Here is a 23,551-nt window from a genome sequence, read left to right as displayed (position 1 = left end):
CAGTGTTTTAGGGCTCCTTTTACAGAAATAAGCTATAAATAGTTACAAGTTGCTCAGGATAAAACGAAATAATCTTTCAGAGAGCAGACCGATGCTAAAACCGGAAGAAGGTGTTGGTGCCGCCTACCTTGCCCCCGAAATTGCGGATGTTGTAGGTGAACGTGAGCAACACGTAGCGGGTGAGCACCTGCGTCTGGTAATCTTCAATGAAATTCTCCCTGATGCTGCGGTACGCGCTGATGTTCTGGTCCAGTAAATCATACACCGACAGTTTCATCTGGGCGCGGTCGTTTTTCATGAACAGGAACGTGACCCCGGCGTTGAGGCGGCTGACGTCCCGCCGGATACCGGGCGCCACGTTGGAGTTGTAGGTATAGTCAAAGTTGGCTTCCCACACAATGCGTTTGGGCACGCGCACCACCACGCCGGTGCGGGAGGTTCTGGTGAAAAAGCTGATGTCCTGGAAGGCATCGTCTTCATACAAGCTGCGGCGGCGACCCAGCGTAAGCGACTCATTGAACTCAAACTTGTCATTGAGGTTCATGCGGGCATTCAGGCTGGGGTTGAAGGAAATGTTCTGCCCGTAGCTGCGGATGTTGTTTAGGATGATGAGCGTTTTCACGTAGTTCATCCACATGGAAGCCGTGAGAGAGAACTGCTTCTTGCCGTCAAACTTCCAGTCTTTGGAGACATCGGCGTTGGCGTTCAGTTGCCAGTTGCCGTCTGTGTTCACGGGGCGGGTGGTCTGCTGGCCGGTGGCCTCGTCCAGGGTTCTGGCGCGGGTCACGGCATCTTTGCTGATACTCCCCGATAGGTAGGCCCAGTAATTGATGGAGCGCTTGGTGTCAAACTTCCTGAAATGCAGGTTCAGCGAGTTGGAGATAGTGGGCGCCAAACCGGGGTTCCCGTACTGGATGAACAAGGGGTTTGATTGGTCGGTGACGGGCTGCAGATCAGCGGCGGAAGGCTCCTTCACGTTCACGTTGTAGCTGAAGTTGAATTCCTTCCAGTTCACAATGAGCGACGGAAACGCATAGAAATACTCCTGTTTAATGGGCTGCAGCTTCTGGAACGTATTGTCAATGTTGAGCAACGTGAACCGCACGCCCGGCTGCACCGTCAGGTCTTTGATTTTCCACTTTACGCTGGTGGTAAGGTAATTGCGCCAGCCGCTTCTTTCCACCTCGTCAGACAGCTCAGGCAGCAGCACAGAGTAGCCCTCGCCTTCAGAAGACAGGTTATAGGTGTTCACCAGGTTTTTGTCTTTGAAGAATTCAGAGTTCACCCGTACTACCCCGCTCAATGTTTTACTGAATGGCTCTGTATAGGAAATGGAGGTGTTCACGCCGGTGTTGGCTATCACGTTGTCGCGGAGCTGGTCTAAGTTTTCTGAGTAAGGATTGGTACCGTAATAGTAGCTTTCTACCTGGTAGAACTGGTCCTGGTCGCCGTCATTGAAGTTATAGGTACCGTAGAAGTTGAACTGCCGGCCTTTCTTTTTGCGGGAGCTGCGGTCAAAGGAGAGGTTCCCCGAGAAAGTGGCGGTGTTGTTCTCCAGCAGTTGCTGGTTATCGCTGGTATTGAGCAGTTCATAGCCGCCCCTGAAGGTGTTGGTGAAAAGCCCTTGTTGGGAAGCACTCCGGGCCAAGACCACGCTGGGCGAGAAACTGAGGTTGGTCACCGAGTCTATTTTCCAGTCCAGACGACCACCCAGGCGGTGGTTGCGGCTTTCAGAGTCCTGGTTTCTGGTGCGGCGCGAGGTGATGGTATCAGTCTCCAGGCTCTGCGCCGAGTTCACCAACTGGTTCAGGTCGGCGTCAATGCCCCCGAAGAAGTACTGCAGGTTCAGTTTCACATCACCTTTGAGCAAAGTGTTGAAGTTCCCGCCCGCGCCGGAAGACCGCTGAATCCCATCCTCGGTACCCCCGAAGGAAATTCCGTTCACGGCAAAACCGCCGTCACTGCGTACCATGATGGTGTTCATGCCGCTGCGGTTAAAGCCCCCTATTCTGGAAATGTCCTCAAAACCGAAAGCCGGCTTGTTGAGGTTATTGGAGTAGCCCAGCAAGCTGATCTGCGTGGTATCCCGGAAAACGTTGAGGATGCCGCCGCCCTCGTACCGGCGGTCTGAGCCCGTACCCGCATACACTTTCCCGAACGCGCCCTGCTTAATGCCTTTCTTCAGCTTGAGGTTGATGACCTGCGGAATCTCGTTCACTGGCAGATCGGGGTCTTTGCGCAGAGCATCTGGGTCGTTCACTACCTGTACCTTTTCAATCATATCAGCGGGCAGGTTGCGTGAGGCCACCTTGGGGTCGTTCCCAAAAAACTCCTTCCCGTCTACCAATATCTTGTTCACCGACTTGCCGTTCACCGCGATGTTGCCGGAGTTGTCTACCGTTACGCCGGGCAGTTTCTTCAGCAGGTCTTCCAGCAGCGCCGTGGGCAGGGTTTTGAACGAGTTGGCGTTGAACTCCAGCGTGTCTTTGCGCACCACAATGGGCGGCGCCTCAGACTCAATCACCACCTCACCCAGCAGGTTGTCGGCCTGCGTCATTTCTATCTGCCCCAGGTCCAGTTCCCGGTCCTCGGGAGACAACCTGAACTCCTTCCGGAACACCTTGAAACCCGTCATGGTAATCACAATGCGCAACTGCTGGTTCAGCGCCAGGCCGGGCACCTTGAAATTCCCTTTCTCATCGCTCACCCTGAAGGTCACCAGCGTAGTGTCCTGGGCCGTGTAGACCGCAATGGTGGCGTAGGACAAGGCCTCTTTGTGGGTAGCGTCCCAGAGTTTCCCTTTCACCTCGCCTTTCTGGCCCTGGGCCAAAGCACCCGTGGCCAGGCAGACCAAGAAGAAGAGCAGAACAGCAGGTAAAAATGACTTCATGCGATGGAGTAAAGGAGTGAACAATAGCTTAAGACGATGGAGAAATCTGGCCGAGATGTTATTTGTTATAATGTTAGTAAAAGAAAGCTGAAGCGCAGGAAAGCCCCTTTCACATTTAACATAGTTTAACATTGTTTAACATTTGATTAAGTCTATTTCTCGGAAAAGCGGCCATGCAGGTAGGAGAAATTCCGATTTAGGCCCGTTTTCCTGAAAACAGCTTTAAAACAAGACCCTTTCCTAAAACCAAACTCATTGGGCCTGTCCTACCATCGGCCTTGTTCCTACTCTCCGGCTTTTCAGAGGCTTCGGCGGTAAGTGGCACACCCTGGGCAAAAAGTCTCAGCCTTTGGCAGAAATTTCTCCCTTCTCCAGCCCAATACCAGAATTGAAAGCAGCATTTGTTAGAAAAACACAAAAATATTTCTTAATATTACTTAAACCTATCCTTTCACTAACCCCTCACGCGTATGTCTAACAAGAGCATCGTGGTACTGTGTTTGGTTGCGACGCTGTCTGCCCAGGCACAGACCCCTAAGAAGGCTTCTCCGGCCAAAAAACCCAGTTCTATGGTTAACCAAAAGAGTACAGGCCAGACCAGATTGGTGGAAAAGGTGACCCGCAAAGATGGTGAACTGGTGATCCCCTATGAGAAATACCTGCTGCCCAACGGCCTCACCGTGGTGGTGCACGAAGACCACTCAGATCCCATCGTGCACGTGGATGTGACCTACCACGTGGGCTCGGCCCGCGAGGAAGTAGGCAAGTCTGGCTTCGCGCACTTCTTTGAGCACATGATGTTCCAGGGATCGGATAACGTGGGCGATGAGGAGCACTTCAAAATTGTCTCCCAGGCGGGCGGCGACCTCAACGGCACCACCAACCGCGACAGAACCAATTACTTTGAGACCGTTCCCTCTAACCAGTTAGAAACTGCCCTGTGGCTGGAAGCTGACCGCATGGGCTTCCTGCTGGATGCCGTGACCCAGCGCAAATTTGAAGTGCAGCGCGAGACCGTGAAAAACGAGCGTGGCCAGCGTGTGGACAATCAGCCTTACGGGCGGGTCTATGAGAGAACCGGCCAGGCGCTCTACCCCTATGGTCACCCCTATTCCTGGACCACCATCGGGTACATTGAGGATTTAAACCGCGTAGACGTGAATGACCTTAAGAACTTCTTCCTTCGCTGGTACGGCCCCAACAATGCTACCCTCACCGTGGGCGGGGACCTAACGCCGCAGCAGGTGGTGAAGCTGGCGGAGAAATACTTCGGCTCCATTCCCCGGGGCCCGGAAGTGAGGAACATGAAACTGCCGGCCCCGGTGCTCACCCAGGATCGCTACATTTCCTACGAGGACAACATCCGCTTCCCCATGGTGCAGATGACCTTCCCAACGGTGCCCAACTACCACCCAGATGAAGTGCCGCTGGACGTGCTCGCTGAGATCATTGGCGGCGGCAAGAACTCCATCCTTTATAAGAACCTGACCAAAGCTCAGAAAGTAGTGCAGGCCAACGCGGGTCATCCCTGCTCAGAACTGGCCGGCGAGTTCACCTTAACCGCGCTCCCCATTCCCGGTAACTCTCTCGCCGATATGGAGAAAGAACTCCGCAACGCTTTTGTAGAGTTTGAGAAAAGAGGTGTCACCGCTGATGACCTGGAACGCTTCAAGTCTGGGTACGAGGCCGGCATCATCAACAGCATGTCCAGCGTAGCCGGTAAGACCTCTACCCTGGCTTCTTACCAGACTTTCACGGGCAACCCCAATTACCTCACCAACCAACTCAAAGCACACCGCGCCGTGACCAAAGAAGATGTGCTGCGCGTGTACAACAAGTACATCAAAGGCAAGCCGGCGGTGATCCTGAGCGTGGTGCCCAAAGGCAAACCAGAGATGGTGGCTCGCGCCGATAACTTCAAAGTAGACCCCAACGGTTACCGAGCCCCCGCTGACCAATACGCCGGCCTCAAGTACGTGAAAGCCAAAGACACCTTTGACCGCAGCAAACGTCCGGCCGCCGGCACCAACCCCGTGATCAAGGTACCGCCTTTCTGGAAAGACAACCTGACCAACGGCATCAAGGTGATCGGGGCCAAGAACGACGAAGTACCTACTGTGACCTTGCTGTTTACCCTCATGGGCGGCCATAAACTGGAGGCCCATGACCCGTCTAAAGCCGGGATCGCTTCTCTCACCGCTTCCATGCTGAACGAATCCTCGGAGAAATTCACCGCTGAAGAAATCTCTTCCCAACTGCAGAAACTAGGTTCATCTATCAACTTCGGGAGCGGCACCGAGACCATGACCGTGCAGGTGCAGAGCCAGACCAAGAACCTGGATGCCACCCTGGCCCTGCTGGAAGAACGCATGCTGCACCCCCGTTTTGACCAGGCAGACTTTGACCGCCTCAAAAAGCAGCGGCTGGAGGCCATTAAAAACCAAAGCACGCAGCCTACCGTGGTGGCCAACAACGTCTTCAACAAAATGCTCTACGGCGAAGGCAACATCAAAGCCGTACCGGTTATGGGCACCACTGCCACCGTGGAAAGCATCAACCTGGACGATGTGAAGAAATTCTACGCGAACTACTTCTCACCCAGCGTGACCAACCTGGTGATTGTGGGCGACGTGGAGAAAGCCCAGATCATGCCCAAACTGGCCTTCCTGAACAAATGGACCGCCAAGCCCGTGAACATTCCGGCAGAGCCGAAGGTGGCCAACATAGACAAAACCAAAATTTATGTGGTAGACAAAGACAAGGCCGCCCAGTCTGAGATCCGGATCGGGTACATGGCGCTCCCCTATGACGCCACCGGCGATTACTACAAAGCCACGCTCATGAACTTCGTGCTGGGCGAGGCCTTCAACAGCCGCATCAACCTGAACCTGCGCGAGAACAAAGGCTACACCTACGGTGCCTGGTCTTACTTCTCCGGCACCGAGGCCCCCGGTCCGTTCACCGCTGCCGCCGGCGTCCGCACCAACGTCTCAGACAGCTCGGTAGTAGAGTTCATGAAAGAGATCAAGCGTTTCCGGGAAGAAGGTATCACCGACGAGGAGCTGGCCTTCATGCGCAGCGCCATCGGGCAGTCTGATGCCCGCAAGTACGAGACCTCGTTCCAGAAAGCGTCTTTCCTCAACAACATGCTCCGCTACAACCTGGACGCCGATTACGTGGACAAGCAGAACCAGATCCTGAAAACCATCACCAAAGAGGAGATCAACGCCCTGGCCAAAAAGTACCTGCCCGTGGAGAAAATGAGCATCATGCTGGTGGGCGACAAGGCCGCCATTAAACCGGGTCTGGAGAAACTGGGCTACGAGGTGGTGGAACTGGACACAGACGGTGCCCCACTCATGGCCAAAGCCGACACCCCGGCCGCCACCGCTGAGCCCAAAAAGATAGAACCACCCAAAGGCCGTAAAGCCAGAAAAGAAGGCCGCGTTTTCTAAGCCGGTGTTTGCCCTCCGGCAGATGCACCTGCTTTAGACAGGTCTGTTTTGGAGCCGATTTTGGAAAATCAGGCGTAAAACGCCCTAGCTCAACTTTACAGAGAAGCCCACCCTCAACAGGTGGGCTTCTCTGTTTCCCTTCGGTTTTACATACAGCAATGGTTCCGCGAAAGACAGCATGCAATGTTAACTCACCCCTACTCCTCCCAGAAGGGGAACCCTCACCAAAGAAGCAGAGGAGGGGAATTCTCACTAAACAAGCAGAGAAGCAGTGCCGCTTCACTCACCCTAAAACCTGGTTCAAGTTTTCAACTTGGACCCAAAATGGCCGGAAGTTTGCAACTTCCGTGAGGCGAAAGCCTCAAACCCGCTTTGCTGATTCTTTAAGCAAAAGCTTTACTCCAGAGCAAGAATAGGGTTTCATGATAATTCTCAGAAAACACGCTAAAAACGAAGTCTAACTTCTTCCCATTTCAAGGCCATTTCCCTGTAAACAGGCTGAAAACGCTTTAGCCACGACAAGCCAGAACGGGGTCTCCCTCAACTCGCCATCCTTCATCCATCAACCTCCAGCAAACCTTTCAACAGCCTCCCGCCGGAAACTTTACCCCAGATGATTTTTGTCCGCTGCTGCCGGTTATTCACCAAAGGGCGGTTATATTTAAGGGCATCATTCCTTAACATTCCCTTCTTCCATGCGGAAAACAGTCTACCTCGCATTGCTTCTAGCGGCGGCCTCGCCCTGGGCGCAGGCCCAACAGAAACAGAAACCCAAAGCTGCCAAAACACAAGATATCACGCCCCATGATTACTTTAAAACGGTAAAGTGGCGCAACATCGGACCATTCAGGGGCGGACGATCGGTGACGGCCTCGGGCGTGGTGAACAACCCGTTGGTGTATTTCATGGGCACCACGGGCGGTGGTCTCTGGAAAACAGAGGACGCCGGCCAGAGCTGGTTCAACATCTCAGACGGCTACTTCAAAACCAGCTCGGTGGGCGCGGTATCGGTCTCCGAGTCTGATCCCAATGTGGTGTACGTGGGCATGGGCGAGCACGCGCCTCGGGGTGTGATGACGTCTTATGGCGATGGCGTGTACAAATCGGTGGACGGCGGTAAAACCTGGACGCACCTGGGCCTGGACCAGACGCGCCACATCTCCGGCATCAGTATCCACCCCACCAATCCTGATATCGTGTACGTGGCGGCGCAGGGCGCTTTGCACGGTCCCAATACCGAGCGCGGGGTGTATAAATCAGTTGATGGTGGCAAGACCTGGAAGAAAACCCTGTTCGTGGACGAGAACTCCGGCGCCGCCGATCTGAGCATGGACTTGAACAATCCGCGCATTCTGTACGCCTCCATGTGGGACCACCGCCGGTTGCCGTGGGAGGTGCGCAGCGGCGGCAAAGGCAGCGGCCTGTACAAATCTGTGGACGGCGGCGAGACCTGGAACAAGATCCAGAACGGCCTGCCTGCGGAGTTAGGCAAGATTGGCGTTTCCGTTTCTAGGGCGAATTCTGATAAAGTGTTTGCTTTGGTGGAGAGCGATACCCAGAAAGAGCAGGGCGGCCTATTCGTGAGCAACGACGGCGGGCAACACTGGAACCGTGTGAGCAAAGACCACCGGCTTACCCAGCGCGCCTGGTACTACATTGAAGTCTTCGCCGATCCGCTGCAGGAAAACACCGTGTACGTGCTCAACGGCCCCGGCCTGAAATCCACCGATGGCGGTAAGACCTGGAGCCAGCTGCGCGGCACGCACGGTGACTACCACGGCCTCTGGTTCAACCCCAAGAACAGCCAGAACATGGTCATTGCCAATGATGGCGGCGCGGCGGTTACTTTCAACGGCGGCAAAATCTGGTCAACTCAGAACAACATGCCCACGGCCCAGTTCTACCGCATCAGCGCAGACAACCAGTTCCCTTACAACATCTACGCCGGTCAGCAGGACAACTCCTCGGTGAAAATCGCCAGCCGCAATTTATCCGGGGGCAGCATAGGCGACCGCGACTGGACCTCCAGCGCCGGCGGCGAGAGCGCGTTCATTGCCTTTGATCCCAATAACCCGCGCTACGTGCTGGGCGGCAGCTACCAGGGCACCATTGAGGTGCTAGACACCGAGCTGAAGGAAGGCAAACCCATCATGATCGCGCCCATCCAGTACATGGCCCTCCAGCCGAAGGACATGAAATACCGCTTCAACTGGAACGCGCCCATCATCCACTCATCGCACGAGAAAGGCACCTTCTACCACGCGGCCAACAAGCTGTTCAAGACCACCGATCTGGGCAAAACCTGGGAGGTGGTCTCCCCTGATTTGACCCGCCATGACGAAACGAAAATGGGCTGGAGCGGCACGCCGTACACGAACGAAGGCGCCGGCGGCGAGAACTACGGTACCATCTCCTACGTGATGGAATCTCCGCTGGAGAATGGCCTGCTCTGGACCGGCTCCGATGACGGACTGGTCTACATCACTCGCGATGGCGGCAAGAACTGGAAAAACGTGACGCCCAAAGGCCTGGAGGAATGCCTCATCAACAGCATCGAGGTATCGCCGCACGAGAAAGGCACCGCTTACATCGCCACCACGCGCTACAAGTTCAACGACTTCACCCCGGCCATTTACAAGACCACCGACTACGGCAAAACCTGGAAGAATATCTCCAAAGGCATTCCGTACGGCGCCTTCACCAAGGTAGTGCGCGAAGACAGCCAGCGCAAAGGCCTGCTGTTTGCCGGCACCGAGACCGGCCTGTACATCTCGCATGATGGCGGCAAGGAATGGACCAGCTTTCAGGGCAACCTGCCCATCACGCCCATCTCCGACCTGAAAGTTCACCAGAATGACCTAATCGCCGCCACCCAGGGCCGCTCCTTCTGGATTCTGGACGATTTGAACATGCTGCGCGAAATAGACAAAAAGCCATCGGCGCAGGCCCTGCACCTGTTCCAGCCCGAGGATGCTTACCGCGTATTCGGGGGCAGCGCCCTGGACCAGGAACCCGAGGAGGAAACCAGCAACTACGGCAAAGCCAGTTTTGTCGGCACCAACCCCGCCAGCGGCGTGGTCCTGTACTACCAGGTTCCGGCCGGTTTCCAGAAAGACAGCACCTTGTCACTGGAGATCCTGGATGGCCAGGGCAAGGTAATCCGCAGTTACAGCAATAAAGCTGATAAGACGTACGTGGGCTACTTAGGCGGTCCGGACGAGGAACCTACGCTGCACACCAAAGCCGGCCTGAACCGCACCGTGTGGGACCTGCGCCATGCCACCCTGCCCGGTGTGCCTCCGGTTTTCATTGAAGGCAATTACCAGGGCCGGAAAGTGGCGCCGGGCACGTACCAGGCCCGCCTGAGAATGCACGGCCAGGAGAAAACGGTCTCCTTCAAAGTACTGGCGGACCCCAGGCTCAACGCTACGGACGCAGAGTACCAACAGCAGCAGACCACATTGGCCGCGGTAGAGCAAGATGTGAAAGACATCCACCTGGCGGTGCAGCAGATGCGCAAAGCCAAAGGACAAGTCTCCTCCCTGCTCACGCTGCTGGACGGAAAACCCGGCTACGAGAAGATCCAGACCGAAGGCAAGGCGCTCATCAAGAAGATGGATGCCTGGGAGGACGAGCTGGTGCAGAACAAATCACAGGCCACCGATGACGTGATCAACTATGTGAACAAACTCAGCGCCAACTACCTCTTCCTGAAAGGCGAACTGGACGTGAGCATCCCGTACGTGACTCAGGGCCAGCAGGAACGCCTGAAGGAACTGCAAACCGAGTGGCAGAAGTACAAAGGCCAGATGACGGAGCTGGTGCAGAAAGACATCGCCGCGTTCAACCAACTCTGCCAGCAGGCGCAACTGCAGAAAATCACGGTGCTGTAGTTCTGAACGGTGCTTTGGTCAAGGCTGGCAAGAACAAGGAAGATTCCAGGTTCTTGCCAGCCTTTTTTCTTACTGCTTTTCATCCCTTTTTTGTCATCTAAAAGCGGTTACTAAGCACTACTGATTTTTTCGGGAGACAGTTTTGATGGTTGGTGATAACCCCAATAATGAGAAATTTTTACGCATATCGTCCCCCTTTGAAGGGGGTAGGGGGATGACAAGGCCGATTGCAGTACCAAGTTCCTTTACTACAGAGCAGAGACTTCAAAGGCGCTTTCACCCAAGGGCAACCACAAGGGATTGCCCCTACCAAATCGGGAATGTGTGAGATCAGCACGAGAAATCACCCCCCTACCCCCTTCAAAGGGGGACGAAATGCGTGCAACGGTCTTTATTTAGTTCTCCTGAACCGCAGTTCACATGAATCTTGAATGAAAATGCTTCCCCTAAAGGCAAGCATTTTCATTCAAAACTACTTGAAGTAATCTCATTTCAAGCCTCATTCCCAGAAACCAGCCTAAAAACAGAAACCTCATCTCCTACCAACCCTTGATTTGCTGCACCAAAGTATCACCGGCCATCCAAGTCATGATCAAGACCACCAGCAACCCGAACAGCGTGAGGAGGCGCGGGTGCCGGTAACTGCCCATCAGGCTTTTCTTGTGCGCCGCCACCAGCATGGTGCCTAGGGTAACAGGCAGCACGAAACCGTTCACCAGGCCCGCCCACACCAGTAGTTTCACCGGCTTCCCGATGGAGACGAAAATAACCGTGGAGACCACGATGAACGCAATAATGACCCAGTTCTCATTACGGGCAATGCGCGGGCTGAAGGACTTGATAAAGGAAACCGACGTGTACGCTGAGCCCACCACCGAGGTAATGGCCGCGGCTAGCATCATTACCCCGAACAGCTTGTAGCCCAGCGTGCCGGCGGCCAGCTCAAACACCGATGCCGGCGGATTCTCAGGGTTCAGGACTTTGCCTTGCTGCAGCACGCCCAAGGTGGCTAGAAACAGGAAAACCCGGATGAGGGAAGCCAGCGAAATACCCGATACGGCACTGGTAGTCACCTGCCCCAGCGCATCCTTGCCTTTCACGCCCGCATCCAACAGGCGATGTCCACCCGCGAAGGTGATGTAACCGCCCACCGTACCGCCCACCAGCGTGATGATGGCCGTGAAACTGATCTGCTCCGGGGCAAACGTCCTGATGGCCGCCTCGGCCAAAGGAGGCGAGGAAATCCAGGCGACGTACACAATGAGCCCGATCATGACCAAGCCCAGAATCTGCGCGAAGCGATCCATGATTTTACCGGCCTCGCGCACCAGGAAGATCATGATGGCAAAAGCCGCGGAGATGACCGCGCCGGTTTCCACGGAGATGCCGGTGAGCACGTTAACGCCCAGGCCCGCGCCGCCCACGTTCCCGATGTTGAAGGCCAGTCCGCCCAGAACAATCAGCAGCGCAATGAAACCGCCCAAGCCCGGCAGTACCGCGTTGGCCACGTCCTGCGCCCGCCTCTCGGAGATGGCAATGACGCGCCAGACATTGAGCTGCACGCCTATGTCCAGGATAATGGAAAGCAGGATCACAAACCCGAAGCTGGCGCCCAGGCTCTGCGTGAAAACGGTGGTTTGGGTCAGGAATCCCGGCCCTACGGCCGAGGTGGCCATCAAAAAAGCGGCGCCCAGGAGCACACTCCAGTTTTTGGGTTGTTTCATAAAAACGGGCCTAAAACGCGTGGAGGGCAATGTTTTCCCGGATCAATTCTTCCCGGATAAGTTGGGCGAATTCCACGGCATGCGCCCCATCCCCGTGGATACAGACGGTATCGGCTTTGATAGAGACCTCCACGCCCTGCTGCGACAGCACTTTGCCTTCCTTCACCATGCGCACCACCTGCTGCACGGCTTCCTGTTGATTTGTGATGAGGGCGTTGGGCAAGCGGCGGGGAGTTAGGGTGCCGTCCTGCTGGTAGGTGCGGTCCGCGAAGACTTCATGGGCGGTTTTCAGGCCCAGTTTCTCTCCGGCTTTGACCAAAACACTTCCGGCCAAACCGTACAGCACCACCTCGGGACTTACTTTGTAGACGGCCTCGACAATGGCTTCGGCTAAAGACGCGTTCACGGAGGCCATGTTGTACAGCGCGCCATGCGGCTTTACGTGATGCAATACCCCACCTTCCGCTTTGATGAACCCTGTGAGCGCGCCAATCTGGTACACTACCAGGTCATGAGCCTCCTCAGGGGAAACCGCCATATCACGGCGGCCGAAACCTGCCAGATCCTGGAAACCGGGATGCGCCCCTAGCGCCACGCCCTGTTGCAGCGCCAGCCGCACGGTCTTTTTCATAACGCCGGGATCGCCGGCATGGAACCCGCAGGCAATGTTGGCCGAGGTCACCAGCGGCAGGATGGCTTCATCGTTGCCCAGGCGGTACGCCCCGAAACTCTCGCCTAAATCACAGTTTAAATCAACGGTAAAGGTTTGCTTCATCTTTTGGATTGAAGGTGGAGGACTCTTTTCAGGTGTTCCAGGGTTTGCTCCTGCCGGTAATACAGCTGGTGGGCCTCGGCAAGGGAAACCTGGTGGAACCGGAGCCGGCTACCCGGCCGCACCTGCGCCAACAGCGGAAAATCCGCGGAGATGATTTGCCCGATACGCGGATACCCACCGGTAGTCTGGTGTTCGGCCATCAAGATAATAGGATTTCCGCTGGGAGTCACCTGCACCGTGCCAAAAGTAACGGCGCTGGAAAGCAATTCCACCGGCTCTTTCAAGTCCAGGGCTGGTCCGTCCACCCGGTAGCCCATGCGGTCTGCCGCCGCCGACACCTTGAACTCCGCGCTCCAGAACGTTTTAAGTGCATTTTCAGAAAACAAGGCATATTCCGGCCCGAGCAATACCCGTAAGGTTGGGTTCTCACTATAGGTTGGAAGTACATTGGGGGAGATGCTCCAGGTAGAAGCAAGAAACGGCTCCGCAGCAGGGCATTTCTCTTGCCAATAGCGCAGTTGCTCAGAAGCGTATTCTTTGATAGGCAAGACATCATCTTTCTGTAAGGCCCGTCCTGCGTAGCCGCCAACCCCGGCTCGCGCATAGGTAGAAGCACTGCCCATGACCTGAGGCACAGAAAAGCCTCCGGCCACCGCCAAGTAAGCCCGGCACCCTTGCACCGGCGCGCCGAATTCCAGCAAGGTGCCTTTTCTAACGAAGACAGGTCGATGGTTGGGGATGGGCTTGCCGTTCAGTTTGGGCGAAAGGTTGGCACCGGCGAGGGCAATGAGGCTGTCTTCCTGGAACCGCAGGCTGGGTCCGGACAACGTGATTTCCAGCGCCGCGGCGTTTTCGGGGTTTCCTGCTAAAAGGTTGGCTAAACGGAGGGCGAAGGAATCCATGGCACCGCTCACCACCATGCCCTGTTTCTGGAAACCGTAACGGCCCAGATCCTGCACGGTGGTAAGCAAGCCGGGTTTCTCTACCTTAATCCCCATCTGCTTCCTCCTTCAAGGCGTTGAACTCCTGCTCAGAAATCGGCACAAACCGCACCACGTCTCCCATCTGCAGCCAGCTGGGCTCCGCCCGGTTCGGGTCAAACAAATTGAGGGGCGTGCGCCCAATCAACTGCCAGCCGCCCGGCGTCTCCAGGGGGTACACGCCCGTCTGCAAGCCGGCAATACCCACTGAGCCGGCCGGAATCACCTGGCGGGGCACTTCTTTACGGGGCGCTGCCAGCCTCGGGTCCATGCCTCCTAAGTACGGAAAACCGGGCGCAAAACCGATCATGTACACCAGGTATTCTGGCTGGGTGTGCCGCGCAATGACTTCCGCCATGCTTAAGCCTGTATGCTGCGCCACAAACGCCAGGTCTGGTCCGTATTCCCCACCGTAGACCACCGGAATCTCCTTCACGGAGGCCGGCTCTGTTTCCAAACCGGTTTCCAGCTCCTCCAGCATCTGCCGGAGGTTCTCTTCCACTGCGGCGTACGGGTCAGATTTTCCCCACTCGCTTACAAGCCAGGGATCATAATAGATGGTGACGGTGGTGAAGGCGGGCACGTACTCCACAAGTCCCGGAAAGGAATGCTGATTCAGAAACCGGACCACGGCCTTTACTTGCCCATGGGTCTCTACGGCTATCTCGTCTCCCAGCTGCAGTACAACGGCCGCATCGCCAAGAGGGTAGATTTTAACCGAGGAGGTGGGCAGGGACATGGATCCGGTTTCTGTTTCTAGCTTGTTTTCAGGAAAACGGGTTAGAAATGCTCTGGTTTCAGGCTAACGCTGGCCTCCTGACGCTGCAGGTAAAGCTCCTCGTTTTTGAACGGCACCAAAGCCAGTTTCACCGCCTGCTCATACAGTTCTGCGCGGTCTACCACGTTCTGGGTAAGCAACCCAATGGCACCGCCTTTCTGCTTGGAGTTGGTGTGGCCAAACACGCGGTCATCGGCCTCGCCGAGTTCCACGCCTTGCTGCACCAGTTCGGCTACGGCGGGTGGTAAAAAGAACATGCCGGTACGGGCTTTGCCTACCAGTTTTTTGGAACGGACCACAATCCAGGCAAAAGCGGCCAGGTCTGTGTGCAGCGTTTGCACGCCGCCTTCAATGCCTACCCAGAAATCGGCCGTAGGCTGGGCCTCAAATGCATTGCTCACGCGGTTAAAGGCACCGGTGAGGGTCTCTGTATCTGTCATGGGCTGATCAGATACGCCGGAGGGCACGGAGATAGGCTCCGCTTCAAATTCATACTGCGGGAACATGGCTTGCAAGCCATTGAGCGCCGCACTTACTTTGACAGGGTTGGTGGAGGCCACCACTACTTTTTGTACTACTTTATTCATCTTAAAGGTTTTCTCGGCTACGAAGTAATGTAAAATTCTTATATTTTAATGCGTTCTTAATCTCAAATATTTTTTTGGAGTATTTTTTTAAAAAATAGGGACAAAAACATTTATAGCTTCAATGCAAATACCTCCAAAATCGGACGTTACCATCCGATAATTTGTAACTTTACTCAGAATGAAAAACAAGCACCTTCTGGCCCTCACCAAAGGCCTTCTCTTCGTCTCCTTTGCCGCGGCCACGTCCTGTGCGTCGCGCGTCTCCCCCTCCGGCAGTTCTGTACCGGTGGTACCCGGCGTCTCCAAGCCCCTCGCCGATTACCGGATCTCGCAGCTGAGCAAGATCGCGTATGACCTGCACCTGACCATCCCGGCCCGGAAAGAAGCGCCGGTCCAGGCCTCGGAGACCATCACTTTCCAACTCAAAGACAAAAGCCAGCCCCTGCAGCTCGACTTCAAGGAAACCCCGGACCACCTCAGACAAGTGAAGGTGAACGGGAAAACCATTCCGGTGGAACACACCCAGGAGCACCTGGTCATTGCGCCGCAGTACCTGAGAAAAGGCGATAATAAAGTAGAGATTGAGTTTACGGCGGGTAATCTGTCTTTGAACCGGCACGAGGATTTCCTTTACACCCTGCTGGTCCCAGACCGCGCCCGTACCGTTTTCCCCTGTTTTGACCAGCCCAGCCTTAAAGCCACCTTCAAGCTCACGCTATCGGTGCCGCAGGACTGGAAAGCCCTAGCCAACGCCCCCCTGCAGGACTCTGTGCTGAACGCCGGGCAGAAAACGTACCATTATCAAAACTCAGACCTCATCCCTACCTACCTTTTCTCTTTTGCCGCGGGTAAGTTTGACCACGTGGCACAAATGAGCAACAACCGTACCATGCACTTCCTGCACCGCGAGACGGATAAAGAAAAGCTAGACCAGAGCCTGACGCCCATCTTCCAGATCCACTGCGATGCGCTGCAGTTCATGGAAACCTACACCGGCATCAAGTATCCGTTCCAGAAGTTTGACTTCGTCTCCATCCCCGATTTCCAGTACGGCGGCATGGAGCACGTAGGGGCTATCCAGTACAAGGCCTCCACGCTCTTCCTGGACGAGGGCGCCACCCAGGACCAAAAAATCTCGCGCTCCAGCCTTATCTCGCATGAGACGGCGCACATGTGGTTTGGCGATCTGGTGACTATGGAGTGGTTCAACGATGTCTGGATGAAGGAGGTGTTCGCCAATTTCATGGCCGACAAGATCACGCAGGTGGCCATGCCTACCTCCAACTATGACCTCAAGTTTGTGGTGGACCACCTGCCCGCCGCCTATGGCGTGGACCGCACCGCCGGCGCCAACCCCATCCGGCAGCAACTAGACAACCTGCAGGATGCGGGTTCCATGTACGGCAACATCATTTACCACAAAGCCCCCGTGATGATGCGCCAACTGGAAAGGCTCATGGGCGAGGAAGCGTTCCGGAAAGGCTTGCAGCAGTACCTCAAGAAATACGCCTACGGCAACGCCACCTGGCCTGAGTTGATCCAAATCCTGGACGATCTCACCTCCGCCGATCTGCAGGCCTGGAACCAGGTGTGGGTGAATGAGCCCGGCCGCCCGCAGTTTGACTACACGCTCCAGACCGAAGGCAACAAGATCTCCAGCCTCACCATCCGGCAGAAAGGCGAAGATGGCTCGGCGCGGTTCTGGCCGCAGTTCTTTGAGATCGCGCTGGTGTATCCAGACCGTATTCAGGAAATGACGGTGAACATGAACGGGGCCGAGGTGACGCTGAAAGAAGCCGTGGGCAAGGAAAAACCTTTATTTATGCTGTTTGATGTGACAGGTCAGGGCTACGGCGTGTTCCCGGTGGATGCGCAGATGCTGAGCGGTTTGTACAACCTGCAGAGCCCCGTGGCCAGGGCCTCGGCATACATCAACCTGTACGAGAACATGCAGAACGGGCGCGGAGTATCGGCGCAACAACTCCTGGATTTCTACCGGGGCGGATTGTCTAAAGAACCCGAGGAACTCAACATGAAACTGATGACCGGCCAACTGAGCGATATCTTCTGGCGTTTCCTTCCGGCTGCCCAAAGACCTGCGCTAGTGCCGCAATTGGAGCAGGAACTCTGGACCGCCATGGAAAAAGCCACCACCGGCAACGTGAAAAAGCTGTTCTTCAAAACTTACCAGAGCATTGCCTTGAGTGCAGCCGCCCAGAACCGGCTGTTCCAGATATGGGACAAACAAGAGGCGCCCGCCGGCATCAAACTCACCGAGGATGATTACACCTCGCTGGCCTTGGCCCTAGCCGTGCGCGATTACCAGAACAGCCCGCAGATCCTGGCCCGACAGATGGGCCGCATCCCCAACCCAGACCGCAGGAAGCGTTTGCAGTTCATGCTACCTGCCCTCTCCGGCAAAGCGGAAGAGCGTGATGCTTTTTTCGCTTCTTTGAAACAGGAACAGAACCGCGAGGTAGAATCCTGGGTATTGGCGGCGTTGAATTACCTGCACCACCCGCTACGGGCTACTACTTCAGAGAAGTACCTCAAAGAAAGCCTAGACCTGCTGGAGGAAATCCAACTCACCGGCGATATCTTCTTCCCTGCGTCCTGGCTTTCGGCTACCTTCGGGAGCTACCAAGGCCCGGCCGCGGCCGCTACCATCCGCACCTTCCTGGAGACACACCCCAACTACAACCCTAAGCTCAAAGCAAAGATCCTGCAAGCCGCCGATGGGGTGTTCAGGGCCGAGAAACTGGTGCAGCCGGTGAAATAATCAGTGCGTAAAATTTGAAGATGATGAGGGATTCTTCTGATGGGCTAAGCAAACTACACATTGGTCCTACTCCCGGCGGAGAGAACAAATACGGACTTCCAGCGTTCAAAGACTACTTTATGTAACTACATACCCCCCCTAAACCTAAGAACTATGAAAACCTTATTTTCGCTTAAAACCGCTGGATTGGCTTTGATGGTCGGCTTGGCTCTGGCTTCCTGCAACGAAGCGCCCAAAGGCGACAAAGCAACCATCACCGAAGAAAAAACAGCTGCCAATGCCACCGGTCAGACCTTTGTGGTAGATACCGCTGCCTCCATGGTGCAGTTTACCGGTAACGGTGTGGGCAAAAACCATCCTGGCACTTTCCGCCTTAATTCCGGCTCCGTATCCATTTCTGGCAATCAGGTAACCGGAGGCGAGTTCATCATCAACATTAAATCGCTTTCCTTGAAAGAGCAGGGAGAAATGTTCCAGACCAAGCTGAAGCCCCACTTGCTGAGCGGCGATTTCTTTGACGCCGATAAGTTCGGGACCGCTAAGTTTGAGATCACCAAGGTGGAGCCGTTCAAATCAGACGGGAAAGACACCTCGCTGGTGCAGGGCGCCAACTTCAGTGTGAGCGGCAACTTCACCCTCAAGGGCGTGACCAAGAACATCACCTTCCCGGCCCGCATTGAACTGGACGAGAACGCGATGGAAGCCGAAGCCAACTTCAACATTGACCGCCGTCAGTGGCAGATGAACTACGGCAACGACAAGACGCTGGGTGACAAGTTCATCTCAGAGACCGTGAACATAGAACTGGATTTGGAGGCAAAAAAACCGGCCGGTAATGCCACCGCCTCAGCCCAGTAAGCCAGAACTTCCTTCAAAACAAAGAGCCCGAAAGCGTTTCATCGTTTTCGGGCTCTTTTGGTAAAAACAGGTGGGAAAGGGATGTCATTACATTTTGCTTTGTCCTCCTGAAAGGATCTTGTGGGCAAGCTAGGAAGTCATTTGGTTAGCACCACTGCCGTTCGCCACCAAGATCCTTTCAGGAGGACAAAAATGAATACTGGTTCAAGTCTGCGACTTGGACCTACCATGACCTGAAATTTTCAATTTCAGTGAGGCGAAAGCCTCAGAAACGGCATTCCCTATCTATAGCCTCACTACTTCCGCTTCACCAATAAATCTCTCACGGCCTTTTCAATTGTAGGCCATACCGGAGAGACAGGGGAAACCAGGTCAAAATGCCCGGCATCCGGCAACAGCACCAACTGCGCCTTATTCTTATTGGAAGAGGAATGGTTTACAAAATTCTGCGCCTGGCTTACCGGTACAATGGGGTCGCGGGCGCCTTGCACCATTCTTACGGGCGTTTTCAAGGCTAGAGCCGCCGAGGGGGTTGCTTCGGCGTAGCGCTGGGGAACCGCCGAGAGCAAACCACCCATGAGTTTTTCCACAGCGGTGTTGCAGCTTCCTTTCTCGGTGCTGTAGGTAGTTAGGTCCGGGATTCCGGCCAGGGAGACCACGCCTTTCACTTTCAGCGGATTTCTGGTGTACAGCGGGCTCTTGCGCGGCAGGCCTTTACGGCCGGCAGCCCAGAGTGCCAGATGTCCGCCGGCGGAGTGGCCCATCACCACCACTTCTTTGCCGGAGACCGGATACTTTTTGGCCAGCTCCCGCACGTGGTCTACCGCTTTGGTGACATCCAGGAAAGTGCCCGGGTATCCACCGCCGGGGTTGCCTACCCGCCGGAACTCAATGTTCCAGGTGGCAAAGCCGGCCTTGGTTAGGGCAGCGCTCACGTGGTTCATGTACTCGTAATTATACTGTGAAAGCCAGCATCCGCCGTGGATGACTACTACCACCGGAAACGGTCCTTTTCCTTCGGGCACCCGCAGCTCTCCGAACTGCAGCGAGTCGGGGCCGTAGGCGATGCGCGTGCCGGCAGCGGGCGTGGGCAGTTGCATGAGGTCTTGCCAAGTGACAAGCTTAGGTTGTTGCGTTTGGGCGTAGAGTGGTGTGGCACAGAAGAGAAAACACAGCAGCAGCGCGGACAGAAAGTATTTCATATGGTTTGGGCAGACTTTTCTAAAAACAGGCCTAAAATGGTGGGCCTTCTTACGAAGAATGAAGGTACGAGAGGCTTTTAAATTTTGAACAAGTATCTTGCCGCGACTTTCGCCGCTAAAGGTGGAAGCACAGTTGCGGAAAACAAGAAGAAGCCTGGTACCGGCTCAAGGTCAGGGAGATAAACAGGAAGGCACCGGCAACTTTTGCATCAGAATTTTCAAGTACAAGAAATGAAAAGAGTAGTAGTAACCGGCATGGGTGCTTTAACGCCCATCGGGAATACAGTCCCAGAATACTGGCAGTCTTTGGTGAACGGCGTGAGCGGCGCGGCGCCCATCACCCGCTTTGATGCCTCTAAATTCAAAACCCGCTTCGCCTGCGAGTTGAAGAACTTCAATCCTTTGGACTTCATGCCCAAAAACGAAGCCCGCAAGAACGACCTTTACACCCAATACGCGCTCATCTCAGTGGCCGAGGCCGTGCAGATGGCCAACATCAATTTTGAGGAATTGAACCGTAACCGCATTGGGGTGATCTGGGGCACCGGGCACGGCGGCATCATGACGTTCCAGGACCAGTTGCTGGAGTTCGCCGCCGGCGACGGCACCCCTCGGTTCAACCCTTACTTCGTGCCCAAGATGATTGTGGACATCGCGGCGGGCGTGATTTCTATGAAGTACGGTCTTCGCGGCGTGAACTTCGCCACAGTATCAGCCTGCGCGAGTTCCAATACCGCTATTCTGGAGGCCTTCAACTACATCAAGTGGGGCAAAGCCGATATGATCATCACCGGCGGCTCCGAGGCCTCCATTAACGAGGCGGGCATGGGCGGCTTTGGCGCGCTGAAAGCTTTGTCTACCCACAACGATGATCCGGCCACGGCCTCGCGACCCTTTGATGTGAAGCGCGACGGTTTTGTGATGGGCGAAGGCGCAGGCGCCCTCATCCTGGAAAGCTACGACAGCGCCATGCAGCGCAACGCCACCATTTTGGCCGAGGTAGTGGGCGGTGGCATGGCCGCTGATGCCTATCACCTCACCGGTACCCACCCCGAGGGCGAAGGCGCGTACCTGGGCATGCTGGAGGCGCTGGAAGAAGCCAACCTTTCGCCCTCAGACATTGACTACCTTAACTGCCACGCCACCTCCACCCCCATTGGCGACGCCAGCGAAGTCATTGCCGTGGAACGGGTGTTCGGGGCCAACACACACCTGCACCTGAGCGCGACCAAATCCATGACGGGTCACTTGTTGGGGGCAGCCGGCGCCATTGAAGCCATTGCGTGCATCAAAGCCGTGCAGGAGAACCTCATTCCGCCTACCATCAACGTGACCGAACCAGAACCAGAACTCAGCGCGAAGTTTGATTTGACCTTAGGCAAAGCGGCATCTAAAGAGGTGAACTACGCCATGAGCAATACCTTTGGGTTTGGCGGGCACATTGCCACGGCCATCTTCAAGAAGTTTACTATGTAAGGTTTACCTCTGTTTTTACAGCCTTTTCAAGAAAAGAGCCCGGAAGCAATTTGTTTCCGGGCTCTTTTCTTGAAAACGGGTTAGAAATCCGTGCCATAGAAGGGGTAGATCCAAAACACTTTACTGCAGTTTCACTTCTTTCTGGCCTTCGTTCACCCCTTTCAGGAAAGCGATAAGGCCTTTCATGTAGGTTTGCTGGTCGTCATAAAAGGCCATGTGGCTGCCTTTGGGACAATAGAGGTAAGAACCGTTCTGCACCTGGGTGGCCATCCACTGCATGTGTTTGGGATCCATGGTATCAAACTCAGCACCTACGGATAAGGTAGGCACGATGATGTTCTTAAGATCAGCTTTGCGGTCCCATTTCTCTAGTTTGCCCGAGATTCCGAACTCGCTGGGGCCTTGCATGGTCACGTAGAACGACTGGTTCATCTTGGCGAAGGACCGGTTCACGGGCTCGGGCCATTCTTCCAGGGGTAGACGCAACACGTGCTTGGCGTAGAAGTGCGGCATCAACAGCTCCATGTACTTGGGGTTCTGGAAATCCTTGCGAGCCTCGATATCGCGCACCTGCGCCAGCACCTGCGGGTCCATCTGCTTGGCCAGGACTTCATCGGCGTACTTGCCGTAGTCAATGGCACTGGCCATCATGTTGGAGATGATGAGGCCTTTCATGTTCTGCTGGTATTTGAGTGCGTACTCCATGGCCAGAATACCGCCCCAGGAATGGCCCAGCAAGTAGAAATTGTCGGGACCCAGGTTCAGCGTTTTGCGTACCTGCTCCACCTCTTCCACGTAGCGGGGAAGGTCCCACATGGCAGTGTCTTTTGGGTTGTCTGAGTTGCCGCAGCCCAACTGGTCATAATAGATGAACTCAATGCCCTCTGCGGGCAGGAAATTTTCCAGGCACTCAAAGTACTCATGCGTGGCCCCGGGACCGCCGTTGAGCAAGAGCAACTTGATCTTAGGGTTGTTGCCCACGCGTTTGGTCCAGACCTTGAAAGTGCCCTTACCTGTCTGGATAGGCACCATCTGCACCCCGCCATCCTGCACGCCTTTTTCCAGTAGCGCGAAGTATTCATTTGTGGGCGTCGCGGTTTCTGCGGTGTTTTTCTGATTTGAGCAGGAAACCAAAAAGGCAAAAAGCAACAGGCAGGTGCCTTGTAAAAGTTTGTTCATAGGTTGGCTGTTTCTTGAAATGTTTGTTTGGATGATGAATGTGCTGCTTATCCCTGTGATCTTAGGCGAAAAGATGACAAGATGTTGTGAACGGTTAACTGCAGCCCTCTCAGCTCAATCAGAATCCTCTAATTCAAAAAGGTCTTCTACCCTCTGTTGGAGCGCTTTCGCTAATTTCAGGGCCAGGACTGTTGAAGGTAAGTATTTATTTGTTTCAATGGAGATGATGGTCTGCCGGGAAACCTGTACCAATTCTGCCAACTGCGCCTGAGTAAGTTGCTTCCGCATCCTTGCCTCCTTTATACAGTTCTTCATCAGGTCACTTCAGCTTCACGTGCAGCATATAATTAAACCTACCAATGAAGCCAAACCAGAACACCATTAAGGAGGAGACCAATACCAGAATGATGATCTCTGATTCAATGTTGGTATGCCCCGGAAGTAAGAATGAGAACAGGCCGCAGACAATGAGCGGTAACTGGAGTAAAGCAGCGAATTGAAAACTATCTACCCTGATCTTTTGAATCATTTCATCTTCTACCCGCTCTTTGGAAAAAGCAATGCAGTAAACACCCATCAGAAAGCCAAAGAAACCACCGGAGGTCAACCCAACATTCACCATGTAGAAAATAGGAACATCCAGGTTGTACTGGTCTTCTCCTAATAAAAACGTAAGAAACTGGTGGACCACACCTCTTTGCATCAAAACCCAAAGGGCAATGCCAAGGATAGCCATGTAGACTCCAACTTTTTTGAACCGGTGGGGCAGTAGTAAATTCATAGAGGATTGTTTATTATATGTTTGATGAACAGCCTAAATGTAAAGTATACTTTACATTTAGGCAACAGGCTATCAGAATTATTTTAGAGAATAGGCAATCTCAGGCAGACAACGCATAATAAAGTAAATGCCCGTCTATTTGATCTTTAGCCTAGTAAACACCCCACCATTGTTGGTGTTATCACCAACAATCA

Annotated in this window: 16 protein-coding genes; 5 read left to right on the top strand and 11 right to left on the bottom strand. The window is 54.7% G+C overall.

What is annotated here, in order from left to right:
* Window positions 1-94: 94 nt before the first annotated feature.
* The gene (locus J3P34_RS18810; protein ID WP_210490126.1) at window positions 95-2,890 is read right to left on the bottom strand and encodes an outer membrane beta-barrel protein; all 2,796 of its coding nucleotides are present in this window, start codon (window positions 2,888-2,890) and stop codon (window positions 95-97) included.
* A gap of 470 nt (window positions 2,891-3,360) precedes the next feature.
* Between J3P34_RS18810 and J3P34_RS18805 the strand changes: the two genes are divergently transcribed.
* On the top strand, window positions 3,361-6,345 hold the full coding sequence (locus J3P34_RS18805; protein WP_210490125.1) for a M16 family metallopeptidase: 2,985 nt from the start codon (window positions 3,361-3,363) through the stop codon (window positions 6,343-6,345).
* Between the two features lie 695 nt (window positions 6,346-7,040).
* A complete protein-coding gene (locus tag J3P34_RS18800) occupies window positions 7,041-10,238 on the top strand; it encodes a VPS10 domain-containing protein (RefSeq protein WP_210490124.1) in 3,198 nt (1,065 codons plus the stop codon).
* A 539-nt stretch (window positions 10,239-10,777) separates the two neighbouring features.
* Here the strand turns inward: J3P34_RS18800 and J3P34_RS18795 are convergent.
* Genes J3P34_RS18795 through yjjX form a run of 5 tightly spaced genes read right to left on the bottom strand, consistent with a single transcriptional unit; the run spans window position 10,778 to window position 15,082 of the window.
* A complete protein-coding gene (locus tag J3P34_RS18795; RefSeq protein WP_210490123.1) occupies window positions 10,778-11,962 on the bottom strand; it encodes an NRAMP family divalent metal transporter in 1,185 nt (394 codons plus the stop codon).
* 10 nt (window positions 11,963-11,972) lie between these two features.
* Window positions 11,973-12,737, bottom strand: a complete 765-nt coding sequence (locus J3P34_RS18790; RefSeq protein WP_210490122.1) for a LamB/YcsF family protein — start codon at window positions 12,735-12,737, stop codon at window positions 11,973-11,975.
* The gene (locus J3P34_RS18785) at window positions 12,734-13,735 is read right to left on the bottom strand and encodes a 5-oxoprolinase subunit C family protein (protein WP_210490121.1); all 1,002 of its coding nucleotides are present in this window, start codon (window positions 13,733-13,735) and stop codon (window positions 12,734-12,736) included. The genes J3P34_RS18790 and J3P34_RS18785 overlap by 4 nt, the downstream gene beginning before the upstream one ends.
* Window positions 13,725-14,456, bottom strand: a complete 732-nt coding sequence (gene pxpB / locus J3P34_RS18780) for a 5-oxoprolinase subunit PxpB (RefSeq protein ID WP_210490120.1) — start codon at window positions 14,454-14,456, stop codon at window positions 13,725-13,727. The genes J3P34_RS18785 and pxpB overlap by 11 nt, the downstream gene beginning before the upstream one ends.
* 41 nt (window positions 14,457-14,497) lie before the next feature.
* Window positions 14,498-15,082 (bottom strand): inosine/xanthosine triphosphatase, encoded by a 585-nt coding sequence (gene yjjX, locus J3P34_RS18775; protein WP_210463061.1) that lies wholly within the window; start codon window positions 15,080-15,082, stop codon window positions 14,498-14,500.
* 178 nt (window positions 15,083-15,260) lie between these two features.
* Between yjjX and J3P34_RS18770 the strand changes: the two genes are divergently transcribed.
* Both J3P34_RS18770 and J3P34_RS18765 read left to right on the top strand, forming a co-directional pair.
* The gene (locus tag J3P34_RS18770; RefSeq protein WP_210490119.1) at window positions 15,261-17,861 is read left to right on the top strand and encodes a M1 family metallopeptidase; all 2,601 of its coding nucleotides are present in this window, start codon (window positions 15,261-15,263) and stop codon (window positions 17,859-17,861) included.
* A gap of 153 nt (window positions 17,862-18,014) precedes the next feature.
* Complete coding sequence (locus J3P34_RS18765; RefSeq protein ID WP_210490118.1) at window positions 18,015-18,719, top strand: YceI family protein; 705 nt, start codon at window positions 18,015-18,017, stop codon at window positions 18,717-18,719.
* Between the two features lie 137 nt (window positions 18,720-18,856).
* Here the strand turns inward: J3P34_RS18765 and J3P34_RS22480 are convergent, their stop codons facing one another.
* Entirely contained in the window at window positions 18,857-18,913 is a 57-nt protein-coding gene (locus J3P34_RS22480; RefSeq protein ID WP_428480483.1) for a hypothetical protein, read from the bottom strand.
* Window positions 18,914-19,015: 102 nt separating this feature from the next.
* On the bottom strand, window positions 19,016-19,921 hold the full coding sequence (locus tag J3P34_RS18760) for an alpha/beta hydrolase family protein (RefSeq protein ID WP_246853780.1): 906 nt from the start codon (window positions 19,919-19,921) through the stop codon (window positions 19,016-19,018).
* 231 nt (window positions 19,922-20,152) lie between these two features.
* Here J3P34_RS18760 and fabF point away from each other — a divergent pair, with 231 nt between their 5' ends.
* Window positions 20,153-21,397 carry a beta-ketoacyl-ACP synthase II gene (fabF, locus tag J3P34_RS18755; RefSeq protein ID WP_210490117.1) on the top strand — a complete coding sequence of 415 codons (1,245 nt, stop codon included), beginning with the start codon at window positions 20,153-20,155 and terminating at the stop codon, window positions 21,395-21,397.
* A 120-nt stretch (window positions 21,398-21,517) separates the two neighbouring features.
* Here the strand turns inward: fabF and J3P34_RS18750 are convergent, their stop codons facing one another.
* The 3 genes from J3P34_RS18750 to J3P34_RS18740 all read right to left on the bottom strand — a co-directional run bounded on the left by J3P34_RS18750 (window position 21,518) and on the right by J3P34_RS18740 (window position 23,357).
* A complete protein-coding gene (locus tag J3P34_RS18750) occupies window positions 21,518-22,576 on the bottom strand; it encodes a proline iminopeptidase-family hydrolase (RefSeq protein ID WP_210490116.1) in 1,059 nt (352 codons plus the stop codon).
* Between the two features lie 114 nt (window positions 22,577-22,690).
* Window positions 22,691-22,891, bottom strand: a complete 201-nt coding sequence (locus J3P34_RS18745) for a helix-turn-helix transcriptional regulator (protein WP_210490115.1) — start codon at window positions 22,889-22,891, stop codon at window positions 22,691-22,693.
* Window positions 22,892-22,895: 4 nt separating this feature from the next.
* The gene (locus tag J3P34_RS18740) at window positions 22,896-23,357 is read right to left on the bottom strand and encodes a hypothetical protein (protein WP_210490113.1); all 462 of its coding nucleotides are present in this window, start codon (window positions 23,355-23,357) and stop codon (window positions 22,896-22,898) included.
* Window positions 23,358-23,551: the final 194 nt, after the last annotated feature.

This window comes from Rufibacter aurantiacus, from assembly GCF_017916345.1.
Taxonomy (GTDB): domain Bacteria; phylum Bacteroidota; class Bacteroidia; order Cytophagales; family Hymenobacteraceae; genus Nibribacter; species Nibribacter roseolus.
This window is presented reverse-complemented; position numbering and strand designations above follow the sequence as displayed.

Bases quoted from the DNA above. Each gene is read 5' to 3' on its own strand.
- J3P34_RS18765 (WP_210490118.1), top strand. From the start codon at position 18,015: ATGAAAACCTTATTTTCGCTTAAAACCGCTGGATTGGCTTTGATGGTC.
- J3P34_RS18770 (WP_210490119.1), top strand. From the start codon at position 15,261: ATGAAAAACAAGCACCTTCTGGCCCTCACCAAAGGCCTTCTCTTCGTC.
- J3P34_RS18750 (WP_210490116.1), bottom strand. From the start codon at position 22,576: ATGAACAAACTTTTACAAGGCACCTGCCTGTTGCTTTTTGCCTTTTTG.
- J3P34_RS18745 (WP_210490115.1), bottom strand. From the start codon at position 22,891: ATGAAGAACTGTATAAAGGAGGCAAGGATGCGGAAGCAACTTACTCAG.
- J3P34_RS18760 (WP_246853780.1), bottom strand. From the start codon at position 19,921: ATGAAATACTTTCTGTCCGCGCTGCTGCTGTGTTTTCTCTTCTGTGCC.
- J3P34_RS18805 (WP_210490125.1), top strand. From the start codon at position 3,361: ATGTCTAACAAGAGCATCGTGGTACTGTGTTTGGTTGCGACGCTGTCT.
- yjjX (WP_210463061.1), bottom strand. From the start codon at position 15,082: ATGAATAAAGTAGTACAAAAAGTAGTGGTGGCCTCCACCAACCCTGTC.
- J3P34_RS18740 (WP_210490113.1), bottom strand. From the start codon at position 23,357: ATGAATTTACTACTGCCCCACCGGTTCAAAAAAGTTGGAGTCTACATG.
- J3P34_RS18790 (WP_210490122.1), bottom strand. From the start codon at position 12,737: ATGAAGCAAACCTTTACCGTTGATTTAAACTGTGATTTAGGCGAGAGT.
- J3P34_RS18810 (WP_210490126.1), bottom strand. From the start codon at position 2,890: ATGAAGTCATTTTTACCTGCTGTTCTGCTCTTCTTCTTGGTCTGCCTG.
- J3P34_RS18800 (WP_210490124.1), top strand. From the start codon at position 7,041: ATGCGGAAAACAGTCTACCTCGCATTGCTTCTAGCGGCGGCCTCGCCC.
- J3P34_RS18795 (WP_210490123.1), bottom strand. From the start codon at position 11,962: ATGAAACAACCCAAAAACTGGAGTGTGCTCCTGGGCGCCGCTTTTTTG.
- fabF (WP_210490117.1), top strand. From the start codon at position 20,153: ATGAAAAGAGTAGTAGTAACCGGCATGGGTGCTTTAACGCCCATCGGG.
- pxpB (WP_210490120.1), bottom strand. From the start codon at position 14,456: ATGTCCCTGCCCACCTCCTCGGTTAAAATCTACCCTCTTGGCGATGCG.
- J3P34_RS18785 (WP_210490121.1), bottom strand. From the start codon at position 13,735: ATGGGGATTAAGGTAGAGAAACCCGGCTTGCTTACCACCGTGCAGGAT.